The sequence below is a fragment of the Streptococcus suis genome, assembly GCF_017601095.1.
Classification (GTDB): Bacteria; Bacillota; Bacilli; order Lactobacillales; family Streptococcaceae; genus Streptococcus; species Streptococcus suis_Z.
The window spans coordinates 1-20,471 of record NZ_JAGFUX010000004.1 but is presented as its reverse complement, the minus strand read 5'-3'; the positions used below and the strand labels follow the sequence as shown (position 1 = coordinate 20,471).

19 protein-coding genes are annotated in these 20,471 nt (G+C 41.8%); 8 read left to right on the top strand and 11 right to left on the bottom strand.

The window, feature by feature from the left end:
* Positions 1-3 precede the first annotated feature (3 nt).
* Both vicK and yycF read right to left on the bottom strand, forming a co-directional pair.
* Complete coding sequence (gene vicK / locus J5566_RS04300) at positions 4-1,353, bottom strand: cell wall metabolism sensor histidine kinase VicK (RefSeq protein WP_208562238.1); 1,350 nt, start codon at positions 1,351-1,353, stop codon at positions 4-6.
* Positions 1,346-2,050: a response regulator YycF gene (yycF, locus tag J5566_RS04295; protein WP_202848347.1), complete on the bottom strand. Its 705-nt coding sequence runs from the start codon at positions 2,048-2,050 to the stop codon at positions 1,346-1,348. Before yycF ends, vicK begins: the two co-directional genes overlap by 8 nt.
* Positions 2,051-2,225: 175 nt before the next feature.
* Between yycF and J5566_RS04290 the strand changes: the two genes are divergently transcribed.
* From J5566_RS04290 to J5566_RS04265, 6 genes are all read left to right on the top strand, one after another.
* Positions 2,226-2,987, top strand: a complete 762-nt coding sequence (locus J5566_RS04290; RefSeq protein WP_208562237.1) for an amino acid ABC transporter ATP-binding protein — start codon at positions 2,226-2,228, stop codon at positions 2,985-2,987.
* A 10-nt stretch (positions 2,988-2,997) separates the two neighbouring features.
* The gene (locus J5566_RS04285; protein ID WP_208562236.1) at positions 2,998-3,837 is read left to right on the top strand and encodes a transporter substrate-binding domain-containing protein; all 840 of its coding nucleotides are present in this window, start codon (positions 2,998-3,000) and stop codon (positions 3,835-3,837) included.
* 14 nt (positions 3,838-3,851) lie between these two features.
* Positions 3,852-4,550: an amino acid ABC transporter permease gene (locus tag J5566_RS04280; protein ID WP_208562235.1), complete on the top strand. Its 699-nt coding sequence runs from the start codon at positions 3,852-3,854 to the stop codon at positions 4,548-4,550.
* A 14-nt stretch (positions 4,551-4,564) separates the two neighbouring features.
* Positions 4,565-5,224 carry an amino acid ABC transporter permease gene (locus tag J5566_RS04275; protein ID WP_208562234.1) on the top strand — a complete coding sequence of 220 codons (660 nt, stop codon included), beginning with the start codon at positions 4,565-4,567 and terminating at the stop codon, positions 5,222-5,224.
* A 122-nt stretch (positions 5,225-5,346) separates the two neighbouring features.
* Positions 5,347-5,622, top strand: a complete 276-nt coding sequence (locus J5566_RS10665) for an acyltransferase family protein (RefSeq protein WP_208562233.1) — start codon at positions 5,347-5,349, stop codon at positions 5,620-5,622.
* A complete protein-coding gene (locus tag J5566_RS04265) occupies positions 5,564-6,388 on the top strand; it encodes an acyltransferase family protein (protein ID WP_208562232.1) in 825 nt (274 codons plus the stop codon). Before J5566_RS10665 ends, J5566_RS04265 begins: the two co-directional genes overlap by 59 nt.
* An 82-nt stretch (positions 6,389-6,470) precedes the next feature.
* On the opposite strand, the gene thrS is transcribed toward J5566_RS04265, so the two are convergent.
* From thrS to ccpA, 6 genes are all read right to left on the bottom strand, one after another.
* Positions 6,471-8,420 carry a threonine--tRNA ligase gene (gene thrS / locus J5566_RS04260; RefSeq protein WP_208562231.1) on the bottom strand — a complete coding sequence of 650 codons (1,950 nt, stop codon included), beginning with the start codon at positions 8,418-8,420 and terminating at the stop codon, positions 6,471-6,473.
* 150 nt (positions 8,421-8,570) lie between these two features.
* Positions 8,571-8,888, bottom strand: a complete 318-nt coding sequence (locus J5566_RS04255; protein ID WP_208562230.1) for a MazG-like protein — start codon at positions 8,886-8,888, stop codon at positions 8,571-8,573.
* A 259-nt stretch (positions 8,889-9,147) separates the two neighbouring features.
* Positions 9,148-9,522, bottom strand: coding sequence for a hypothetical protein (locus J5566_RS04250; RefSeq protein WP_208562229.1), 375 nt, complete (start codon positions 9,520-9,522; stop codon positions 9,148-9,150).
* Positions 9,523-9,533: 11 nt separating this feature from the next.
* Entirely contained in the window at positions 9,534-10,847 is a 1,314-nt protein-coding gene (locus J5566_RS04245; RefSeq protein WP_208562228.1) for a glycosyltransferase family 4 protein, read from the bottom strand.
* A complete protein-coding gene (locus J5566_RS04240; RefSeq protein WP_208562227.1) occupies positions 10,848-11,846 on the bottom strand; it encodes a glycosyltransferase family 4 protein in 999 nt (332 codons plus the stop codon).
* A gap of 82 nt (positions 11,847-11,928) precedes the next feature.
* Positions 11,929-12,930, bottom strand: coding sequence for a catabolite control protein A (gene ccpA, locus J5566_RS04235; RefSeq protein ID WP_279630952.1), 1,002 nt, complete (start codon positions 12,928-12,930; stop codon positions 11,929-11,931).
* A gap of 169 nt (positions 12,931-13,099) precedes the next feature.
* On the opposite strand from ccpA, the gene J5566_RS04230 reads away from it, so the two are divergent.
* Complete coding sequence (locus J5566_RS04230) at positions 13,100-14,185, top strand: M24 family metallopeptidase (protein ID WP_208562225.1); 1,086 nt, start codon at positions 13,100-13,102, stop codon at positions 14,183-14,185.
* Between the two features lie 40 nt (positions 14,186-14,225).
* On the opposite strand, the gene tgt is transcribed toward J5566_RS04230, so the two are convergent.
* Positions 14,226-15,368 (bottom strand): tRNA guanosine(34) transglycosylase Tgt, encoded by a 1,143-nt coding sequence (gene tgt / locus J5566_RS04225; protein WP_172028712.1) that lies wholly within the window; start codon positions 15,366-15,368, stop codon positions 14,226-14,228.
* Positions 15,369-15,657: 289 nt separating this feature from the next.
* Between tgt and J5566_RS04220 the strand changes: the two genes are divergently transcribed.
* Positions 15,658-16,536 (top strand): DUF975 family protein, encoded by an 879-nt coding sequence (locus J5566_RS04220; protein ID WP_208562224.1) that lies wholly within the window; start codon positions 15,658-15,660, stop codon positions 16,534-16,536.
* A gap of 13 nt (positions 16,537-16,549) precedes the next feature.
* Here J5566_RS04220 and J5566_RS04215 read toward each other — a convergent pair whose 3' ends face one another.
* Together J5566_RS04215 and J5566_RS04210 are read right to left on the bottom strand one after the other, a co-directional pair.
* Positions 16,550-17,797 (bottom strand): iron reductase, encoded by a 1,248-nt coding sequence (locus J5566_RS04215; protein WP_208562415.1) that lies wholly within the window; start codon positions 17,795-17,797, stop codon positions 16,550-16,552.
* A gap of 131 nt (positions 17,798-17,928) precedes the next feature.
* Complete coding sequence (locus J5566_RS04210) at positions 17,929-20,220, bottom strand: hypothetical protein (protein WP_172066364.1); 2,292 nt, start codon at positions 20,218-20,220, stop codon at positions 17,929-17,931.
* Positions 20,221-20,471 lie beyond the last annotated feature (251 nt).

Sequence of the window (20,471 nt, the reverse complement as noted above, 5' to 3'; positions counted from 1 at the left end):
CTCCTATTCTTCCTCAGTTGCTTCATCCCAGTCATCAAAGCTGATATCCTTGCTATAAGGCAAGACGATGGTAAAGGTCGAACCATGACCATATTCACTCTTGGCCCAGATAAAGCCCTGGTGCTGTTTGATAATTTCTTTAGCAATCGCCAATCCTAAACCAGTACCGCCCTGAGCCCGAGAGCGAGCCTTGTCAACTCGATAAAAGCGATCAAAGATCCGAGGCAAATCTGCCTTAGGAATGCCTAGACCTTCATCGGAAATTGACACAATCAACTGAGAGTCGGTTGTCTTCATGCTGAAGGTAATCTTGCCCCCGTCTGGCGAATACTTGATGGCATTGTTTAAGATATTGTCGATTACCTGGGTCATTTTATCTGTATCAATCTCAACCCAAATCGGTGTAATCTGATAATCACGGACAATGCTATACTCCTTATCGGTTGATTGACTTTTCATTTGATCAAAACGGTTGAGAATAAAGGTCACAAAGGCTGTAAAATTTATCAACTCCACATCCATGGTTCCCACCTGGTTATCAATACGCGATAAACTCAAGAGGTCTGAGATCATTCGCATCATGCGGTTGGTTTCTTCCAAAGACACTTTGACAAAACTTGGGGCAACCGCCTCTGTCAAAGCCCCTTCATCAAGCGCCTCCAGATAGGACTTAACCGAGGTAAGAGGCGTTCGCAGTTCATGACTGACATTGGATACAAAGAGGCGTCGTTCTCGTTCTTCCTTGGCCTGCTCTGTCATGTCGTGTAAGACCACAACCAAGCCAGAAATCAAGCCACTCTCACTCCGAATTGTCGCAAAATTAGCACGAAGGGTCAAAAATTCCCCATTTTCATTTGCATGCTCCAAAACAACCTCAGGCGTTTGGGCCAAGAGTTCTCGGAAGCTATACTTGTCACCCAATTCTAAAATCTCAATCAGACTGGCATTTTCCCCTGATTTTGCCGACAGCCCCAGTTGCTTTTGGGCCATATCATTGATCATAATGACCCGCCCCGAGCGATCCGTTGCCATCACCCCATCGCTCATATAGGATAGGATAGAAGAAAGTCGTGTTTTTTCTTGGGTTAGGTTATCCTGGGTCAGGCGAATCACTTCTGACAGATCATTCAAGGAATTGGTCATATCAGTGATTTCAGGGCTTCCTCTTAAATCCAGGACTTCTGAGTAGTCACCAGAAATCAAAGACTGAACCTTTGCATTGAGGAGTTTAATTTGCCGATTGTCCTTGTGGTTTTCCAAAAGCAGCACTGTCAAGGCGATGACAAAGCCGATGATGATCACAATGAACCAAAATTCTGCCGTTGTGATCAGATAACGTAATTGATTAATCATTTCCTTTTATATAGTAACCTACACCACGGCGGGTCAAAATGTATTCTGGCCGGCTTGGTAGGTCTTCAATTTTTTCACGCAGACGACGGACTGTCACATCGACTGTACGAACATCTCCGAAGTAATCATAGCCCCAGACCGTTTCAAGCAAGTGTTCCCGTGTCATCACCTGTCCCAAATGATTAGCCAGATGGTGCAGTAGCTCAAACTCACGGTGAGTCAATTCCAACTCTTTCCCGTGCTTTTTGGCAACAAAGGCATCTGGTACAATGACCAAATCACCAATGACAATTTCAGGAGTCCCTTGGTTGTCGCTATCGACTTGGGTCTCAGACAATTCACTACGGCGCAATAGAGCCTTGACACGCGCCTGCAATTCACGATTTGAAAATGGCTTGGTCACATAATCATCTGCCCCGATTTCCAATCCGATAACCTTATCAAATTCACTGTCCTTAGCCGACAACATCAAAATCGGCACATTGCTGGTCTTACGAATTGTACGTGCCACTTCTAGCCCATCAATTTCAGGCAACATCAAATCCAAAATCACAATATCTGGAAATTCTGCTTCAAATCGTTCCAAAGCTTCTTTCCCATCGAAGGCCGTCACGACTTCATAGCCCTCTCTGGTCATGTTAAACTTGATAATATCTGAGATCGGTCTCTCATCATCAACAACTAGTATTTTTTTCATGTTAACACCTTTGCATACTTTTTTACTATTATACCAAAAACCTTTACGGTTGACACTTTACAAGTTTATGTCATATTTTATTACATGAATAACATTAAATTTTCTGAAAATACTTGACATTCATTTGGTCCAATGATAAGATGAGGCATACTTATTAAAAGGACAGGAGAATACTATGGCCTTAGTTGAATTTAAAAACGTCAATAAATACTACGGAGACTATCATGCCCTCCGCAATATCAATCTTTCTTTTGAAAAAGGACAGGTCGTTGTTTTACTTGGACCATCTGGCTCTGGAAAATCAACCCTTATCCGTACCATCAATGGTTTAGAAGCGATTGATGAGGGAAGCCTAGTGGTAAATGGCCACGATATCTCATCTACTTCTATCAAAGAATTAGTAGACCTTCGCAAAGAAGTCGGCATGGTTTTCCAACACTTCAACCTCTATCCACACAAGACAGTGTTAGAAAATGTCACTTTGGCTCCAATCAAAGTCTTGGGAATTGATAAGGCAACTGCTGAAAAAACAGCCCAAAAATATCTTGAATTTGTAAACCTTTGGGACCGCAAGGATTCATACCCTGCCATGCTTTCTGGTGGACAAAAACAACGAGTTGCCATCGCTCGCGGCTTAGCTATGAAACCTGAGCTTCTTCTCTTCGATGAGCCAACATCTGCTCTGGACCCAGAAACCATTGGTGATGTACTGGCTGTTATGCAAAAATTAGCACGCGATGGGATGAACATGATTGTCGTAACCCACGAAATGGGCTTTGCCCGTGAAGTAGCTGACCGTATCATCTTCATGGCTGAAGGAGAGGTCTTAGTCGATACAACAGATGTCAATGATTTCTTCGATAATCCAACTGAGCCTCGTGCCAAGCAATTCCTCAGCAAGATTATCAACCACGAATCCGACAAGGTAAAACTCTAGGAGGCCACCTATGACTGATAAGAAAATGAATCTCTTCTTGGCCATCCGCCTCCTGATTATTAGTTGCCTAACCCTCTTTTTCATCCACCAACCTGTCGCTCAGACAGAAACACCTGCCGAACTCTCTACTAGCGATCAAGTTCAAGCTATCATCGATAGAGGCGTGCTCCGCGTCGGAGTGAAACAGGACGTCCCTAACTTTGGTTATCTCAACCCTGATACTGGTGAGTTCGAGGGTATGGAGATAGACATTGCTCGAAAAATTGCAGATGAATTAGGTGTAGATATCGAATTTACTCCCGTTACAGCGCAAACCCGAGGACCACTCTTAGATAACGGTCAAGTGGATATGGTCATCGCAACCTTCACCATAACCGAAGAACGCAAGTTGCTCTACAATTTCACAACTCCTTACTATACTGACGCTGTCGGTTTCTTGGTTAACAAGGATAGTGGAATCAAGACTTTCACAGATTTGGATGGTAAAACAATCGGTGTAGCTCAGGGTTCCATTACACGCGCCCTCATCTCTGAACTCGCAGACAAATATGGTATCTCTGTCAATTTTGCAGAGCTTGGTTCTTATCCAGAACTCTCTGTCTCGCTACGTGCTCACCGTACAGACGCATTTTCTGTAGACCAATCTATCCTTTCTGGGTATATCAGCTCGAAATCTGAACTCATGGACTTTAGCTTCTCAGCTTCTGACTATGGAATTGTTACTAAATTATCTAACAAAGACCTTAACGACTACTTAAATAGTCTCGTAGAAAAATGGACTGCCGATGGTAGCCTACAAAGCATCTATGATGCCAATGGTCTAGAACCAGTAACAGAAACTGACGAATAGAAAGGTGAAACAATATGACAGTTTTAACAACTAGTCCTTACGCTTGGGAGAATTGGGTCAGTTATTTCAAGGATTTTCCGACCTTTTTCCAAGGTTTTCTCTTTACCTTAGCCATTTCTGTCGGTGCCTTTATCATGGCCATGTTTTTAGGAATTGTCTTTGGTAGCCTCTCTTCAAGTAAAAATAAAGTTTTAAAAATCATCGCACGTGTCTATGTTGAATACTATCAGAACACTCCGCTTTTGGTTCAGTTCATGATTGTTTATTATGGACTTCCACTGATTTCAAATTATGTTCTCATGCCGTCCATCTACTGGACAGCTGTTATCTGCGTCGGACTCTATCACGGTGCCTATATCGCAGAGGTCGTTCGTGCTGGAATTGAGGCAGTGCCAACAGGTCAAACAGAAGCTGCTCTTTCTCAGGGCTTTACTCAGGCGGAAACCATGCGGTTGATCATCTTGCCACAGGCTATTCCGACGATTCTGCCACCATTGACTAATCAGGTGGTGAACTTGATAAAAAATACGGCTACGGTAGCTATTATCTCTGGTGCTGACATCATGTTTATGACCAAATCCTGGTCTGCTATGAATGCCAACTACATCCCCGCCTTTGCTGGCGCTGCTTTCCTTTACTTCATCATGTGTTTCCCTGTTGCAAGCTGGGGACGCCATATTGAAGAAAAGAATAAGTCAGCATTTTCACACTAAAAGGAGGTTGAACGATGAATTATGTTTTAGAGTTACTCAAGCCTTCAACCTTCCAACTCTTATGGGGTGGTTTGAAGTTAACCCTTTATATCTCTAGCATTTCGGTGGTTCTATCCGTTCTCTTTGGCATGATTTTAGCCATCATGCGAAATGGAAAAAATCCAATTTTCAAGTGGATTGCAACGATTTATATCGAATTTGTTCGAAATGTACCAAACTTGCTCTGGATTTTCACCGTTTTCTTAGTCTTCCAAATGAAGTCAACGCCCGCTGGTATTACCGCTTTTACTATTTTTACCACGGCAGCCATGGCCGAGATTATCCGTGGTGGTCTAAACGCCGTCGGACCGGGCCAGACTGAAGCTGGTTTGTCACAGGGTTTTACCCCAGTGCAAATCATGGTCTATATCATCATGCCACAGGCTATCCGTAAGATGCTACCAGCTATCATCTCACAGATCGTAACGGTTATCAAGGATACCAGTTTCCTCTACTCCGTTATCGCTTTGCAAGAGCTTTTCGGTGCCAGCCAAATCCTAATGGGACGCCATTTTGAGGCGGAACAAGTTTTTGCCCTCTATCTCATGGTTGCTCTCATATACTTTGTCATCAACTTCGCCATCTCAAGCCTGTCACGTTATGTGGCTAAGTCTTGGGCGAGCAGTATTGAATAAACAATCTGAACCAGTTTTCTACAGAAAGCTGGTTTTATGATATAATCAAAGAAAATGTACTCAAACCATTTTGGAAATGGTTCTGTTCCCAAATAGTTTAGAGTTAAATAAAGGAGAAACTGATGAAACGACTTACCTACATTGACCAACTGAAAGGTTTTGGAATTTTAGCTGTCTTATTTCTGCATACAGTCGGTTATATCCGAAACGCTCTTCCATATACCGATATCCCCCTTTGGCGACTAGAAGCTTGGCTACACTCTTTCCTTATGCCATTTTTTGTATTTGTCAGTGGCTTTAGTTTCTATCATTTTTACCTAAAACCAAAGTCTAGAAACAATGCTTATATATATACATATATATCGACTGTTGCAAATATACGCAGTCTTTGGCAGTAGTATTGTAATTAGCAAAATCCTCTTTTCAAGCTATACCGTTGATAAAGTAGACCCAAGTCACTTCCTTTCTAATTTTCTCCTCCCAGATACATCTATGTGGTACATTTGGTTTTTAACCCTCATGACCATCACAACTCTTATTCTCCATCGGTTGCAACTAACAGAACCAGTTTCACTGATTTGCATTGGTCTTTTTGCACTATTCGCTACACTATTTGGTGGTCCCTTAAATATTAGCAACTTACCAATTGGATTACAACACCTGACTTCTTTACCACTATTTTATTTTTTAGGTATTTATTTTGCCAAGAAAGAAATTCACAAGAAAATGGTTAGACAGACCGTTTTTCACAGTTTAGCAGGTCTGGTAACAGTATTCTATCTCATCTATTTACAGTCCTACCAAACCTACCCAAGTCAGCAACTGCCATTTCACACCTTCCTACGATATGCAAACGGACTAGCTATGACCTACCTGATTGTTTCTATCATAATCACTCTGGAAAGAAGTTTACCTACTATTATTGCCTGGTTTGGTCAGTATTCTCTTTACTTCTATCTAGTACATACCTACATCCTGACAATTCTTACTCTTCTCATAAAGAAATATTTTTTAAATTTTTCTACATCTGTACTCCTCCTCATGAGTTTTGGGTTGCTCCTTATCATCAATTCCTTAGTCTTGTTTATCGTAAAAAGGGTTCCTATATTGGATAAAGTATTTCAAGGAAAGGTGATTTCCTACCCTCAAAAGAAGCACGAATAGCATGTATACTGCACTCCCAGCCAATCGGTTGGGAGTTTTGGCTGTCAAAAAAGAAGCCCTTTCGGACTTCTCCTTATAGTTATTATTCAGCATCAGTTGGACGTGACTTGCGGGCAATATCTGCTAAGATGTGGTCCACAAATTCTGCGACAGATTGAGTTTGTGTTGCCTTGCTTCCGTAACGACGGACGTTTACTGCATTGTCTTCCATTTCCTTGTCCCCGACGATGAGCTGGTATGGAATCTTGCTGGTCTGGCTCTGACGAATCTTGTATTGCATCTTCTCGTTCCGCTCATCTACGTGTACGCGAACGCCACGGTCTTGCAATTCTTTTGCAACCTTCCAAGCGTAGTCCAAGTGAGCTTCCACAGAGATTGGAATCATAGTCACTTGGGTTGGAGCCAACCAAGTTGGGAAGGCACCCTTGTAGGTTTCAATCAAAATGGCTGTGAAGCGTTCCATAGTTGAGATAACACCACGGTGAATCATAACTGGGCGGTGTTCTTCACCATCAGCACCAATATAGGTCAAACCAAAACGTTCTGGCAAGAGGAAGTCCAACTGAATGGTTGACAGGGTTTCTTCGTTACCAAGGGCCGTTTTCACTTGGATATCCAATTTCGGACCGTAGAAGGCAGCTTCACCCTCAGCTTCAAAGTAGTCCACACCCATTTCATCCATGGCACCTTTCAACATGCGCTGGGCATTTTCCCACATCTCATCGTTATCATAGTACTTCTCTTTGTCCTCTGGGTCACGATAAGACAGGCGGAAACGATAGTCGTTTAGGTTGAAATCTGCGTACACATCGATAATCAACTGGAGAGCTTTTTTGAACTCTTCTTGGATTTGCTCAGGTGTCACGAAAATATGACCGTCGTTGAGAGTCATCTCACGCACCCGTTGCAAACCAGTCAATGCACCTGATTTCTCATAGCGGTGCATCATACCAAGCTCAGCGATACGCACTGGCAATTCACGATACGAACGCACATGGTTTTTATAAACTTGAATGTGGTGCGGACAGTTCATCGGACGAAGCACAAACTCCTCACCGTCGCCCATGTCCATAGTTGGGAACATATCTTCTGAGTAGTGCTCCCAGTGACCTGAGGTCTTGTAGAGCTCAACGGAAGCCAACGGTGGCGTATAAACGTGCTGATAACCTGAAGCCAACTCCTTGTCTGTGATGTAACGCTCTAATGTACGACGGATAGTCGCCCCATTTGGCAACCAGAATGGCAAGCCTTGACCAACTTCTTGGCTAATCATGAAGAGATCCAATTCCTTACCAAGTTTACGGTGGTCACGCTCTTTGGCTTCTTCACGCATTTGAAGGTAAGCCTTGAGGTCTTTCTTGTCAAACCAAGCTGTACCATAAACCCGTTGCATCATGGGATTTTCGCTCTTACCACGCCAGTAAGCACCTGCCACATTGAGCAATTCAAAAATCTGGATACGGCCTGTTGACGGAACGTGTGGGCCACGGCAAAGGTCAACGTATTCACCCTGAGTATAGATGGTCAAACCACCCTCATCATCAGAATGTTCATGAATGAGTTCCAGCTTGTATGGATCATTTTTGAAAATCTCAAGAGCTTCTTCCTTAGTTACCTCACGGCGTTCAGAAGGGAAGTTTTCCTTGACAATTTTAGCCATTTCTTCCTGAATACGTGGCAGGTCTTCATTTGAAATCTGACCAGCCGCATTGTCCGTATCATAGTAGAAACCATCCTGAATGGCTGGACCAACGCCCAACTTGATGTCTGGGAAAAGACGACGAGCCGCTTGGGCAAACAAGTGGGCTGCTGAATGACGTAAGATTGGCAAGGCATCTTCATGGTCAGGCGTTACGATTTCAAGCGTCCCATCCTCTTCAATGGCACGAGTAGTATCAATCAATTTACCATTGAACTTACCAGCAAGCGCCTTTTTCGCCAAAGACTTGCTGATGCTCTCCGCAATTTCAACAGTTGTCACACCAGCTTGGTACTCACGAACAGCACCATCTGGGAAAGTAATTTTAAGCATAATATAAGATATAAAGGGCGTTAAGCGGACACAGCCAAAATAGGAAACAGAACGACGACGCAAGCGTCTTGTTCTCGTTTATCTTTTTGGCCCAGTCCGTAGCCCGTATTCAGTTCAACCAAATACGGAGACCCTAGTCCTTTCTATTTTTTATTTTTTAATCCCCAATAACTCTTCTTTTTGAGCTAAAAAGGTTTCCATTTCTTTTTGAATATCAATATCCAGTCGATCGGCTAATTCGATCAACCACCAGATATTTTCAGACATTTTTTGCTCCAAGGTATAGGGCGTTTCATCATAGTAACGACCTTGTTTGGTCATAATCAGGCGGTTCATGTTGCCAATATCATTGGTCAAAGCCAAAAGGTCCTCCTCGATGGACCACTCTTTGTCGTGGTGCTTGAGTTCCAACTCTTTATAGGCTCTTCGCACATCTTGGCACCGTTTTAATAAGTCATCAGGTAGCATAACTACTCCTCCAAAAGAAAATACGACATCCTCACAAAAGGACGTCGTAACGTGGTTCCACCTTGGTTCGCAGTCACGCCAAAAAAAGCCCGACTACCTCGAACGGCGATAAGGGAACCACCCTTTTATGTTTGCATAAAATCATACCGAGTAGTGTCAATCCTATCCTCTATGTGCTTGCACCGACCGCACACTCTCTCAAAGATTTCCTAGAATTGATAAGTCTCTACGCACTATTATAGCAGGATTTCCTGATTTTTCAAGGATTTTTATGAGATTTTCCATTACTAATTATCTTCCTAATTAAGACCCCCACTCCTGCACCGATAAAACTCACGAGAATGTATGGAATAAGGTAGATTTCTGCGCCCTCTGCATTTGGGAAAATCAGGGTATCGACTGGCAAATACAGTAGACCAATCACAAGTGGGAACCACCAAGAAAAGCCGTTCTTTATAGAATAGATTGTCGAGACAAGAAAAATAAAGACCGGCTGGTAGATGATAATTAAGTTAATCAAAAGCCCTTTTATGGTATAGTCATCTAGCGGAGAATACATGATCAACAACGGTACAAGATAGTAGACCAACAAAACTGGTAATATGTACCAAATGAGTTTTCTTACTACCTTCATCTTCATTCCTCCTAGTCAAAGAAATTACGGACTGAGCGCACCTGTTGAACAGATTTTTTCAAAATCTTTACTGTGCGATCCGAAGAAGTAACTAGTACCCTTCTTGGCAGAGAGATAGCTCCCTTAATCAAGGATTCTGCAACGGAATCCTCATTGATATGTTGCTTTCGAAAATCATGAGAAATTTTCAAATCCAAATAAAACTCATAGACCCGTCGTCCGAAGTTTGTGGAGGAGATTTCATACAGCTTCCTCTCTAAATGGAAGTCGTTCATAGCCGGGGTCAACAAGATTGCATCTAAAACAGCATCTGCCAAATCAACCTCACGTTGATACAAGGTACCAAACATCTTATCCGAAATGACATTGTTCAAATAAGAATTGGCGTGAGCAATAATCGGTGTACCTGAAGCCAAGCTCTCTAAGAAAGTCAGCCCTTGAGTCTCACTGGTCGAAGCAGAAATAAAGAAGTCCGCCGCCTTATAATAAAGGGCTGTTTCACTAGGCGCAATCATGCCTGTCATCTGGATGACATTTGTCATTTGAACTTGGTCAATCAAGGATTGCAACTCTTCTGAGTATGGACCTCCACCGACAATGACCAACTTGACCTTTGGATTTTCTTGCACAATACGCGGCATAGCCTTGACAATTGCCTGGATATTTTTTTCATGAGAAATTCGAGATAGACTAAGTAACATGGTCTCATCCGAAGCGATTCCTAAGTGCTGTCGTAACTCCGCGACATCTTCCTGACTGATTTCAGGCCGATCGAACTTGACTAAGTCAATCCCCGTCGGAATTACACGTTTCTCAATAGGAACCTGGTAGGTCGTCAACAACTCATCGACAATCTCGCTTGGACAAATGACCCCATCCAAATCACGAAGATAAGCACGAACCAAATACTTGATCATACTTGGCCGAATCAAACGCCCTTTAGCAATATAATGGACATAGTCTTCATACTGGGTATGATAGGTATGGAGCACAGGAATATCTAATTCTTTGGCAATCATTTTCCCCAAAATCCCCAATGAAAACTCCGTCTGAGTGTGAATAATGTCTAGCTTATAGCGCTGGGCGATTTTCAAGGCATCTGTAAAGCCAGCATAGGCAACCCTACGATCCTTAAAGCCGATAAAAGGTACACTAGGAATGCGGATAATATCCCAATCCTCATAGCGATTGACATCCTCATCTGTCGTCGTAAAGATAAAAACAGTATGTCCTTGCTTTTCCAATTCCGCCTTCAAGGTCCGAATAGACGTCGCCACCCCGGACACTTGTGGAAAATAAGTATCTGTAAATAATCCAATTCGCATCTACATCTCCCTTACTCTCTCATAAGCTTCTACTAGCTGGTTAGATACCTTATCAATCGACCGACTGACCGCCACCTGATAGCCGGCTTCTCGCTTATCAACCTTCTTATCCAAGATTGCCTGCAAAGAGGCTACAAAATCATCAACTGAGCGTCCAAGCTCCACCTGACTGCCATCAATCCATCCTTCATAAACCGGAATGTCCCTCAAGACCACATGTTGACGACTAGCCAAGGCCTCTAAAACAACAATTCCTTCTGTCTCTTCATAAGAAGGGAAAAAGAAGGCACTAGCAGCTGTCATAGCTCCTTGGTAAACAGCCCCTTTGAAATATCCTGGGAAGGAGACATTTTCTGGATGGTCTCCCTCAACAATTTTTCGAATATAGGATGGAATCATCCATTTATTGATGGAACCAAACCAGATAAAACGGACATGAGGCATCCGCTCTGCTACTTTAACAAAATCCTCAATCCCCTTACGTCGAAAATACAAGCCAGCCGAAATAACAACCGGTTGATTTTCTTCAATGCCAAAATGCTGACGAAAAACCGATTCCTTATGTGCATCTTGTTGGTACTTATTCAAGTCAATACCATTTGACACAGCTACAATCGGTGTCGTCACTCCATATGACTCAATTAATCGCTTGGAGTAGGGAGAAGGCGTGATGATAAAATCCGCCTTCTGGTACATGCTTGCTAGGTATTTTCCTACATATGGCGCCAAGACATTTGAACCAATGAAGGAATTTTGAAAATCCTCTCGGGTTGAGTGGCCATGAAGTATCACCTTTTTCCCACGACGCTTCGCAGCACGCAAAAGCAACCAACTACGTGGTCCGTAGGTGTTGATATGGATAACATCGTAATCTCCTAAAAGATCCGTTGTGTAAGGAATGCCTGCCTTATCCAAGGCTTCCATCTGGTGTTGAAGTGCACGACCAATTCCTGATTTTTCAAGAACGGTCTTGCCTTCTAGGTATAACAAAACTTTCATAGTTTCATTATAATAGAAATCTGAAAAAAATGATATGGTCAACCTATTTTTTACAAAAGAAAAGAAGGGAGTTTCCCTTCCTTTACTTGGTTGATTTACGTAGCTTAATACCGTGATTCAAAAGTACCTCACGATTTTCCAACTCTTCCTTATGCATAATCTTGGTCAACATCCGCATCGCAATCGCACCGATATCGTACAATGGCTGATTAATAGAAGATAGGTTTGGACGGGTGAATTTTGTGACAACAGAATCATCGCTTGTGATAATTTCGAAGTCCTCTGGTATCTTAATCCCCTTGTCCGCTATACCATTAAGCAACCCAGCTGCAATTTCATCTTCTGCTACATAGGCAGCTGTTGCTCCTGAGTTTAGAATGCGATCAGCAAGTGCATAGCCTTCTTCGTATTTGTACTTAGATTCAAAGACAAGACCTTCATTAAATTCCAAACCATTTGCTTTTAAGCCATCTTTATAACCTGTCAGACGGACTTTTCCATTGATATCATCCACAAGCGGACCAGACACAAAGGCAATCTTTTGATTGTGTTTTGCCAACAGATCTACTGCATCTTTAGTAGCTAAGGCATAGTCAATGTTGACACTTGGTAACTGATGCTCCAAATCAACTGTACCTGCTAGTACAATTGGTGTCCGAGAGCGTGAAAACTCTGCACGAATCTTGTCTGTCAAATGGTAGCCCATGAAGATAATGCCGTCCACCTGTTTAGAGAAGAGTGTATTGACAACATTGATTTCCTTCTCATCGTTCTCATCACTATTAGCGAGAACGATATTGTATTTATACATGTCAGCAATATCATCAATCCCTTTTGCCAAGGTTGCAAAGTAAGCATTTGCGATGTTTGGAATAACCACGCCCACTGTTGTTGTTTTCTTACTTGCCAACCCCCGTGCAACAGCGTTAGGACGGTAATCCAAACGATCAATAACTTCCAATACCTTCTTACGAGTATTTTCTTTCACATTTTTATTTCCGTTGACCACACGACTGACTGTGGCCATTGAGACGCCTGCTTCTCGGGCGACGTCGTAAATCGTTACTGTATCATCTGTATTCAGCATACGCATATCCTTTCAAATTTAATATATTGTATGAAAATTACGCTTTCACTCGTATATAGTTTATCATTTTTTGAAACCACTTTCAAGTGAAAAATTCAACTTTTTCTTTTCCCCTTGCATTTTTTTTCATTTTTTGGAAAAATAGAGGTATAGAAAGAGGTGGACTATGTCTAAAATCAACCGTATCAAGACTTATTTAGAAGAAAATCAAATGGATTTGGCCATTTTTTCTGACCCAGTCAGCATTTATTATCTCACCGGTTTTCACAATGATCCCCATGAACGCCACATGATGCTCTTTGTCATGCCGGATGCTGAGTCTCTACTCTTCCTTCCGGCCCTCGATATGGAACGGGCGGTGGCTACCGTTGACTTTGCGGTGGCTGGCTACATGGATTCTGAAAATCCTTGGCAAATCATCAAGAGTAAATTGCCACAGAAACATTTTCAGAAAATCGGTGCGGAGTTTGACAATCTCAACCTGACTCGCTACTATGGTTTGCAATCCATTTTCAATCAAGCCTTCACAGATTTGACACCGCTTATCAATACTATGAAATTGATTAAGTCACGAGATGAGATTGAAAAGATGTTGGTGGCAGGGGCATTTGCTGACAAGGCCATGCAGGTAGGTTTTGACAATATTTCCCTAAATGTGACAGAAACAGACATCATTGCTCAGATTGAATTTGAGATGAAGAAACAGGGCATTTCCAAGATGAGTTTTGATACCATGGTCTTGACAGGTAACAATGCTGCAAACCCTCACGGTATCCCAGGAACAAACCGCATCGAAAACGATGCTCTGCTATTGTTCGACCTAGGCGTCGAAACCTTGGGCTACACCTCTGATATGACGCGGACGGTCGCTGTCGGAAAACCTGACCAATTTAAAAAGGATATTTATAACCTAACTCTTGAAGCCCACATGGCAGCGGTCAATATGATCAAGCCTGGTGTGACAGCAGGTGAGATTGACTACGCTGCTCGCTCTGTCATTGAGAAGGCTGGTTATAGTGACTACTTCAACCACCGTCTTGGGCACGGTCTGGGCATGAGTGTGCACGAGTTCCCATCTATTATGGAAGGAAATGACTTGGTTATCGAGGAAGGCATGTGCTTCTCTGTTGAGCCTGGTATCTACATTCCTGGAAAAGTCGGTGTGCGGATTGAAGACTGTGGTTATGTGACCAAGAATGGCTTTGAAGTCTTTACCAAGACACCGAAAGAACTTTTGTATTTTGATGTATAAAAAGAAAACCTCCTACTATTTTGTAGGAGGTCATTTTTATTTAAAAGTTTCTACCATTCTTTCCATAACCGTATTTTTCCATAAAGTCTTGACGGAACTCCAACAAATTATCATCCATAATGGCCTGACGGACATTTTTCATCAGGTTGATTAGGAAGAAGAGGTTGTGGTAGCTGGTCAAGCGGATACCAAAGGTTTCGTCTGCCTTGAGCAAATGACGAAGGTAGGCACGGGTATAGTTTTTACAAGTGTAGCAATCACAGTCTGGATCAAGCGGTGTAAAGTCTTCAGCAAACTGGGCATTTTTTACCACCAAGCGACCTTGGCTGGTCATACAGGTACCGTTACGAGCGATACGGGTTGGCAACACGCAGTCAAACATATCGACACCACGGATGACCGCATCAATCAAACTGTCTGGCGCCCCAACTCCCATGAGGTAGCGTGGCTTGTTCTCAGGTAACAATGGCGTCGTGAAGTCCAATACCGCATTCATTTCGTCATGGGTTTCACCAACAGCTAGACCGCCGATTGAATAACCTGGGAAATCCATGCTGACCAGATCCTGAGCAGACTGACGACGGAGGTCTTCAAATCCAGCCCCTTGCACGATTCCAAATAATCCCTGGTCATGCGGACGTCGGTGGGCCTTGAGGCCACGCTCTGCCCAACGGCTGGTTCTTTCAATGGATTTTTTAACATAATCATAAGGCTGATAGAACTGTGGACACTCATCAAAGCTCATCATGATGTCTGAGCCAAGATTGTTTTGAATGGAAATAGCCTTTTCAGGTGACAGGAACATCTTGCTGCCGTTGAGGTGGTTCTTGAAGGTCACCCCTTCTTCTGAGATATTGCGGCTATCGGCCAAAGAATAGACCTGAAAACCACCTGAGTCAGTCAGGATAGGCTGGTCCCAGTTCATAAACTTATGCAAGCCACCTGCCTGAGCAATCAGCTCGTCACCTGGACGGAGCCAAAGGTGATAGGTGTTGGATAGGATAATGCCTGAGCCCATTTCCTTCAATTCTTCAGGCGACATGGTTTTAACGGTTGCCTGGGTCCCTACGGGCATAAACATTGGGGTTGGGAAGGTGCCGTGAGGGGTGATAATCTCCCCTAAACGAGCACCTGTGTGCTTTTCTTTCTTAATCAAGCGGTACTTGATTGGTAGATCTGTCATGGTTACCTCCAACTAGGAAAAACAGTCCTAGGAAAATTTTATTAGGGGCTGGGCTCAAGCCCAGCTCCACTACTCAGAGTTTGTGTCAACATCTCAGCGCAGTGGTTGATTGGCAGATTTGTTCGTGTATTACACTCCAAATCTGACCTAATCAACTGTGCGGGGGTGGGAAGACGAACTCTTTTTTAGACCAGTCGAGTTCTTTCCCACTCCCAGCATGTTCCAGTCTATCAAAAAAAGCCTAGCTTGTCACTACATTCTATGCTAAAATGTCAGAAGGAGGACTTCTATGCACAGTTTATTTTCCCTAACACGTATTCGTGCTAAGGCACGCCAAACTTTACAAGAGACGGCTGGTATCTTTTTCTTGCCTCTTTGGGCTGTTTTCTTAGGTTTAACCATTCAATTTATCAGCTCACGTAGCCAGGATCCTGCAACGATTGTCGCGGTTGCCAATCAAGATGGTGCCCCTTGGCAATACCTTTCGGCTTCCATCGGTTTTCCGATTTTCTCTGGAATCCTACTGAGCTTTCTCTATCTGTCCATTTCTTATACCCTTTTTCAGATCTTATATAAGGGTAAGACCCAGACAGGCTTTAAGGATGGCTTGGCGATTTTTCAACATCCAGAGTTTGGCAAGATTGTTACAACCTATTTCACCAAAACCTTTTTCCTATTTCTCTGGGGTCTGCCACTTTTGATTGGTAGCTTCTTATTGATAGGCGCATCGGTTTTTGTTGTCTTTTATATGGTGTCAAATAATATCAGTCAGCCAGAGTTGATTCCTGACGCAGTTCTTGCGACCTTTGGTCTTGGATTTTTTGGTGGCCTCTTGCTCAGTTTGATTGGTTTTGCTTTGTATTTTCCACAATACTATGCCTATTCCTTAGTGGAAATTCTACTCTTTCAAGCACTAGATCAAGGTCACTACTCAGGCGCCAGAAAACTACTCAAACAGTCTCGTTTGTTTATGCGTGGTTATAAGGTAAAACGCTTTTTACTAGACCTTTCCTTTGTCGGTTGGTTTATCCTTATTTCCTTGACCTTTGGTATGGTGGGCGTTTATGTGCTACCGTACTATTATGCAAGTCAATGGCATTTCTACCAGACCATCCTTGAAACCAATAGCATCCTTTCTCAAATCATCGAAAAAAATACCTTGGCTTAGCCAAGGTATTTTTTTACCAACCAAATTCTTCGTAAAAAATTTGGCCTTTAGGTACACCATTTTTTTGTAGATTTTTCATCCAATAACGAGCCATAGCAGGTGGTCCACTTACCAAGACGGTTAAGCCTGTCAGGTCATTTGGAAGGCTAGATAGAATCTCTTTTTCTTCAAATGGACCAATTTTGCGATGAACCTTAAACTGTTCCCGTTCTTGACTCCATTTTTCAAATCGGTCTCCATAAATCAGAGCTGCTTCTGTTGTTGCACCATGAAAGACAGTTGTCGGAATTTCTGGATGGGCTTCCATGACAGAAAGAAGAGGGGTTACACCGATTCCACCTGTAATCATCAAGAGGTGGTCTGGTTGCTGGTCTTGAATGACCGTCTCAAACATACCATATCCACCATCTACCAATACTTTAGCAGGTGCAGTCAGGGTCTGAATGGCTTTTGTGAAATCTCCGTCGCCACGAATGGCCAGGATAATCTCATTGTCTTGATTGGGTGCATTGACCAAAGAAAATGGATGGGGTTCACGCAACCCTTTTTTACCGGGTACGGAAATGAAAACAAAATCTCCTGCTCGCAGTTTAGCGGACAAGGTTGCTGGAACTTGAATGGTCAATTCTACAATATTATCCGCAATCAGTTGACTCCGCACCAACTTACCAACTTGACCCTTGGCAGTTGGTTTGAATTTAGACCATAGATAGGACAGGAAGACAAAGGCTGTCGAAAGGTTGAACAAGACCATAAAGCCAGTAATACTAGAAATGTAGTCAATCAACTGCACATGGACAAAAATCAGGAAAACTGCCAAGAGATTGAGGCGGTGGAGCCAAACTGAGATTTCATGCTTAAAAATGCTTTCCAACTGGAGCTTGATTTTGGCCAAGAGAGGGATACGGCTGGTCAACCAGCCCGCCATAAAGACCATCGAATAAAGAGCAAGACCCAGTAAAATTGCAAAAGCTAGATTTCCTGTCTGCTCAATCAAACCTGAAGATGGCAGGAGATTTTTGTGCATAAAGGCCAGATAAATAGCCACCAAACTAAAGATACCATGGATCATATAGGCTGCTGGCAAACCAATCAAACGATCCAACCATTTTGGCTTGGTTGAGATATAGACTGCTAACAGGAGCCAAACATAGGCGATAATCCCAATCCCGATGCTGCCCTTCATACCAGCGTAAACTGCTGGCAAGCCTGTTGAAAAAGTATAGATGAAGGGAAAGGGGAGGATGAACAAGGCTGTCATCCAAGCCAATCCAAGTGTATAGTTATTTTTTTTGGGAACTATATATCAGTTTACACCAACTACAATATATAGAGTTTCGGTAACATCAAAAAAAAGGCGACTTCCAAGATAGGAAATCGTCTTTTTACTTCTTATTTCAAAAATTCATATTCGAATAAGAAAGGTACAATTTCAGAATTATAATACTCTTTTGTCATTGTTTTCAATGTATTTAAGTGTCCATTTAATTCAGGATAATGGTAAATAATTTTTTCGTCTTCATCTTTTTCAGATGTATTGAGTTCATCTATAATTTGATAAACAGAATATGTTAATTCGGAATTATAGTTCTCTGTTTTTTTAGCTTCCGACAAGACTTTTGTCCACTGTTCAAACAACGCAGTTTCTTTAGTACCTTGCTTCAATTTTTCTAATTTGATAGTTGCTATGGTGTCTCCGTTAGAAGTATCTAATGACAGTTCATTTCGGTAGAACCGCCCGTCAGTACCGTATAGACTTCTCATGTGATTCTGTGTTTCGAGTGTTGTGAATAGCAAAATTTTCAATAGGTCTTGTTCGATTTTATTGCCAGATACAGCATTGTTAAAACGTTCAGAACCATCAGCAGATTTCATGATATTAGCACGCTGTGTCCAGTGTCGATTATAAGTAATGTAGCGACTAGCGGCAAACATTGGAAGTTTCTCTAGGAAATTATCTTTCCTTAATGGAAAATATCCTGCTCCGTTGTACAGACTAGCAACTAAGAGAGAGGAAGCTAAATCAGGATTGTCAAAATTTACTCCAGAAGCTCGTAAATATCCGATTAAATTATCATTTATAATCGTCTGTGAAGTAATTTTATTTGAACCTTCTAGTTTTTTTCCATTTAACCCCAGTACAAAGTCAGAAAATTCATCGTCATTGAATTTTCGTTTGTCATAGTACACGTTACTATATTTAGTATAAATACGATTGATAGTTAAATCTTCTTCTTGTAAGGTTTCGTTATTGACTATATTGAATGCTTCAAGGGTAATATTATCTAATTCTTCATCTACATTTGACCAAAGAATACAAGATACTAACGCATCAATTTTGGTATGAAAATGTTTCCTGTTGAAAGCAAATCCTCGTTCAAATTTTTTATCAATTAGGTGGATTTCCTTCCAATATTTAATAGGGCTATAAATAATATAGCTATCAGTAGGTTGACGAAGATAGTATTTGAAGCCGCTCCAAATAAAGATGTTTCCCATCTCATTTATGCCCATCCCCTTAACTTCTTGCTTCATCTGTTGCATTAAATAACTTTGCTTCCATTCGGATGACGAAGAAGTCTTTTTTGCTTTTTGGTGTTCTATACTGCGTGTATCTGCATAAGGAGGATTTTCATACAGAATAATGGTGGTATTTGGATTATCTATATACTGCTTAATAACCTCATTATTAACATATTCCTCGCTAAGAGCATCTGCTCCACGAACTAGCCCCATATTAAAAGTATCGGCTTTCTCTGTAGGAGGGATAATATGACGAACTTTATCCCCAAGCAATTCAAGTAAAACTTTGTACTCATAATATTCAACTGTTGAAAGAACACAGTGGCTCAACTCTTCATCGCTCATCAATTTTTCAAGGTTTCCAGTTCCAGCACACCTGTCTAAAATGATATAATCATTACCTTCAGGGACACGTTGTATAGCTTGGCGAACTAACTCTAATGACTTTTGAACATAAGGTTCAGGAGTATAAAATGCTCCTAGATTTTTCTTTTGTAATGTATCATTAAGTTTATCCATCAAGTATTGGAACTGAACATTAGTTTCTCCAACATAGGGATTGATGAAATTTTTAAGTTTTTCTGGTTGCCGAATTTCGCCAATAATTTGAACATTACCAGTATAGTCTCCGATGAAATCGGATTTGTTAGCTCCTTTATTTTCACGATAAAAGCGTTCTGCCCAGCCAACAATACAGTTTTCATCTATGTTTATTTTTGTAAATTCTTTTGAACGTAATATAGTAATTAAACGGCTTTCATCAAGTTGACTTCTTCCATATTCTAGAATTTCAATCGGATTGCTCGCAGAAAATCCAGAGTTTTTAAGACTTGCACCACCAAAATATACTCTTTCAATATAAGCTAAATAGTCTTCGCTAGAAAAGACATAGATTTTTTGATTTGTTAGTGACACCAATAAGATATTTTTTGGAATTTCTCGTCCTTTGATTCTCCGAGAAGATAGGTATTTGATGGCTTGGAATAAAACAGTGTTAATATCATTGATGATAACCTTAAATTCTAGTAAATTTCCGTTGACAACGCCATCTGTATAGTCAGAAAGAATATCATCCGTTGTCAGGTTTTTATCAACAAGAGGTAGATAATCTTGATAAAATTTGAGTTGTCCATCGACTTCATTTGAGAAATGACTAGGCATATTGCACCTCACCATTACTCTCTAAAGACAATTCTAAAGGCAACTCAAAAAATTTAACATAAAAAACTTTCTCACAAAAATGTGAAAAAGCCTGTTTTAGAGCTTGACAAAAAACACGTCTGACTACATAATCAGCGTGAGCTGTGAGCTGTGAGCTGTGAGCTGTGAGCTGTGAGCTGTGAGCTGTGAGCTGTGAGCTGTGAGCTGTGAGCTGTGAGCTGTGAGCTGTGAGCTGTGAGCTGTGAGCTGTG

Coding starts and splice junctions, on each gene's coding strand:
- J5566_RS04230 (WP_208562225.1), top strand. CDS start 13,100: ATGTCTAAAATCAACCGTATCAAGACTTATTTAGAAGAAAATCAAATG.
- J5566_RS04275 (WP_208562234.1), top strand. CDS start 4,565: ATGAATTATGTTTTAGAGTTACTCAAGCCTTCAACCTTCCAACTCTTA.
- tgt (WP_172028712.1), bottom strand. CDS start 15,368: ATGACAGATCTACCAATCAAGTACCGCTTGATTAAGAAAGAAAAGCAC.
- J5566_RS04215 (WP_208562415.1), bottom strand. CDS start 17,797: ATGACAGCCTTGTTCATCCTCCCCTTTCCCTTCATCTATACTTTTTCA.
- J5566_RS04240 (WP_208562227.1), bottom strand. CDS start 11,846: ATGAAAGTTTTGTTATACCTAGAAGGCAAGACCGTTCTTGAAAAATCA.
- vicK (WP_208562238.1), bottom strand. CDS start 1,353: ATGATTAATCAATTACGTTATCTGATCACAACGGCAGAATTTTGGTTC.
- J5566_RS04290 (WP_208562237.1), top strand. CDS start 2,226: ATGGCCTTAGTTGAATTTAAAAACGTCAATAAATACTACGGAGACTAT.
- J5566_RS10665 (WP_208562233.1), top strand. CDS start 5,347: ATGAAACGACTTACCTACATTGACCAACTGAAAGGTTTTGGAATTTTA.
- J5566_RS04210 (WP_172066364.1), bottom strand. CDS start 20,220: ATGCCTAGTCATTTCTCAAATGAAGTCGATGGACAACTCAAATTTTAT.
- J5566_RS04255 (WP_208562230.1), bottom strand. CDS start 8,888: ATGCTACCTGATGACTTATTAAAACGGTGCCAAGATGTGCGAAGAGCC.
- J5566_RS04220 (WP_208562224.1), top strand. CDS start 15,658: ATGCACAGTTTATTTTCCCTAACACGTATTCGTGCTAAGGCACGCCAA.
- J5566_RS04280 (WP_208562235.1), top strand. CDS start 3,852: ATGACAGTTTTAACAACTAGTCCTTACGCTTGGGAGAATTGGGTCAGT.
- yycF (WP_202848347.1), bottom strand. CDS start 2,050: ATGAAAAAAATACTAGTTGTTGATGATGAGAGACCGATCTCAGATATT.
- thrS (WP_208562231.1), bottom strand. CDS start 8,420: ATGCTTAAAATTACTTTCCCAGATGGTGCTGTTCGTGAGTACCAAGCT.
- J5566_RS04265 (WP_208562232.1), top strand. CDS start 5,564: ATGCTTATATATATACATATATATCGACTGTTGCAAATATACGCAGTC.
- J5566_RS04285 (WP_208562236.1), top strand. CDS start 2,998: ATGACTGATAAGAAAATGAATCTCTTCTTGGCCATCCGCCTCCTGATT.
- J5566_RS04245 (WP_208562228.1), bottom strand. CDS start 10,847: ATGCGAATTGGATTATTTACAGATACTTATTTTCCACAAGTGTCCGGG.
- J5566_RS04250 (WP_208562229.1), bottom strand. CDS start 9,522: ATGAAGGTAGTAAGAAAACTCATTTGGTACATATTACCAGTTTTGTTG.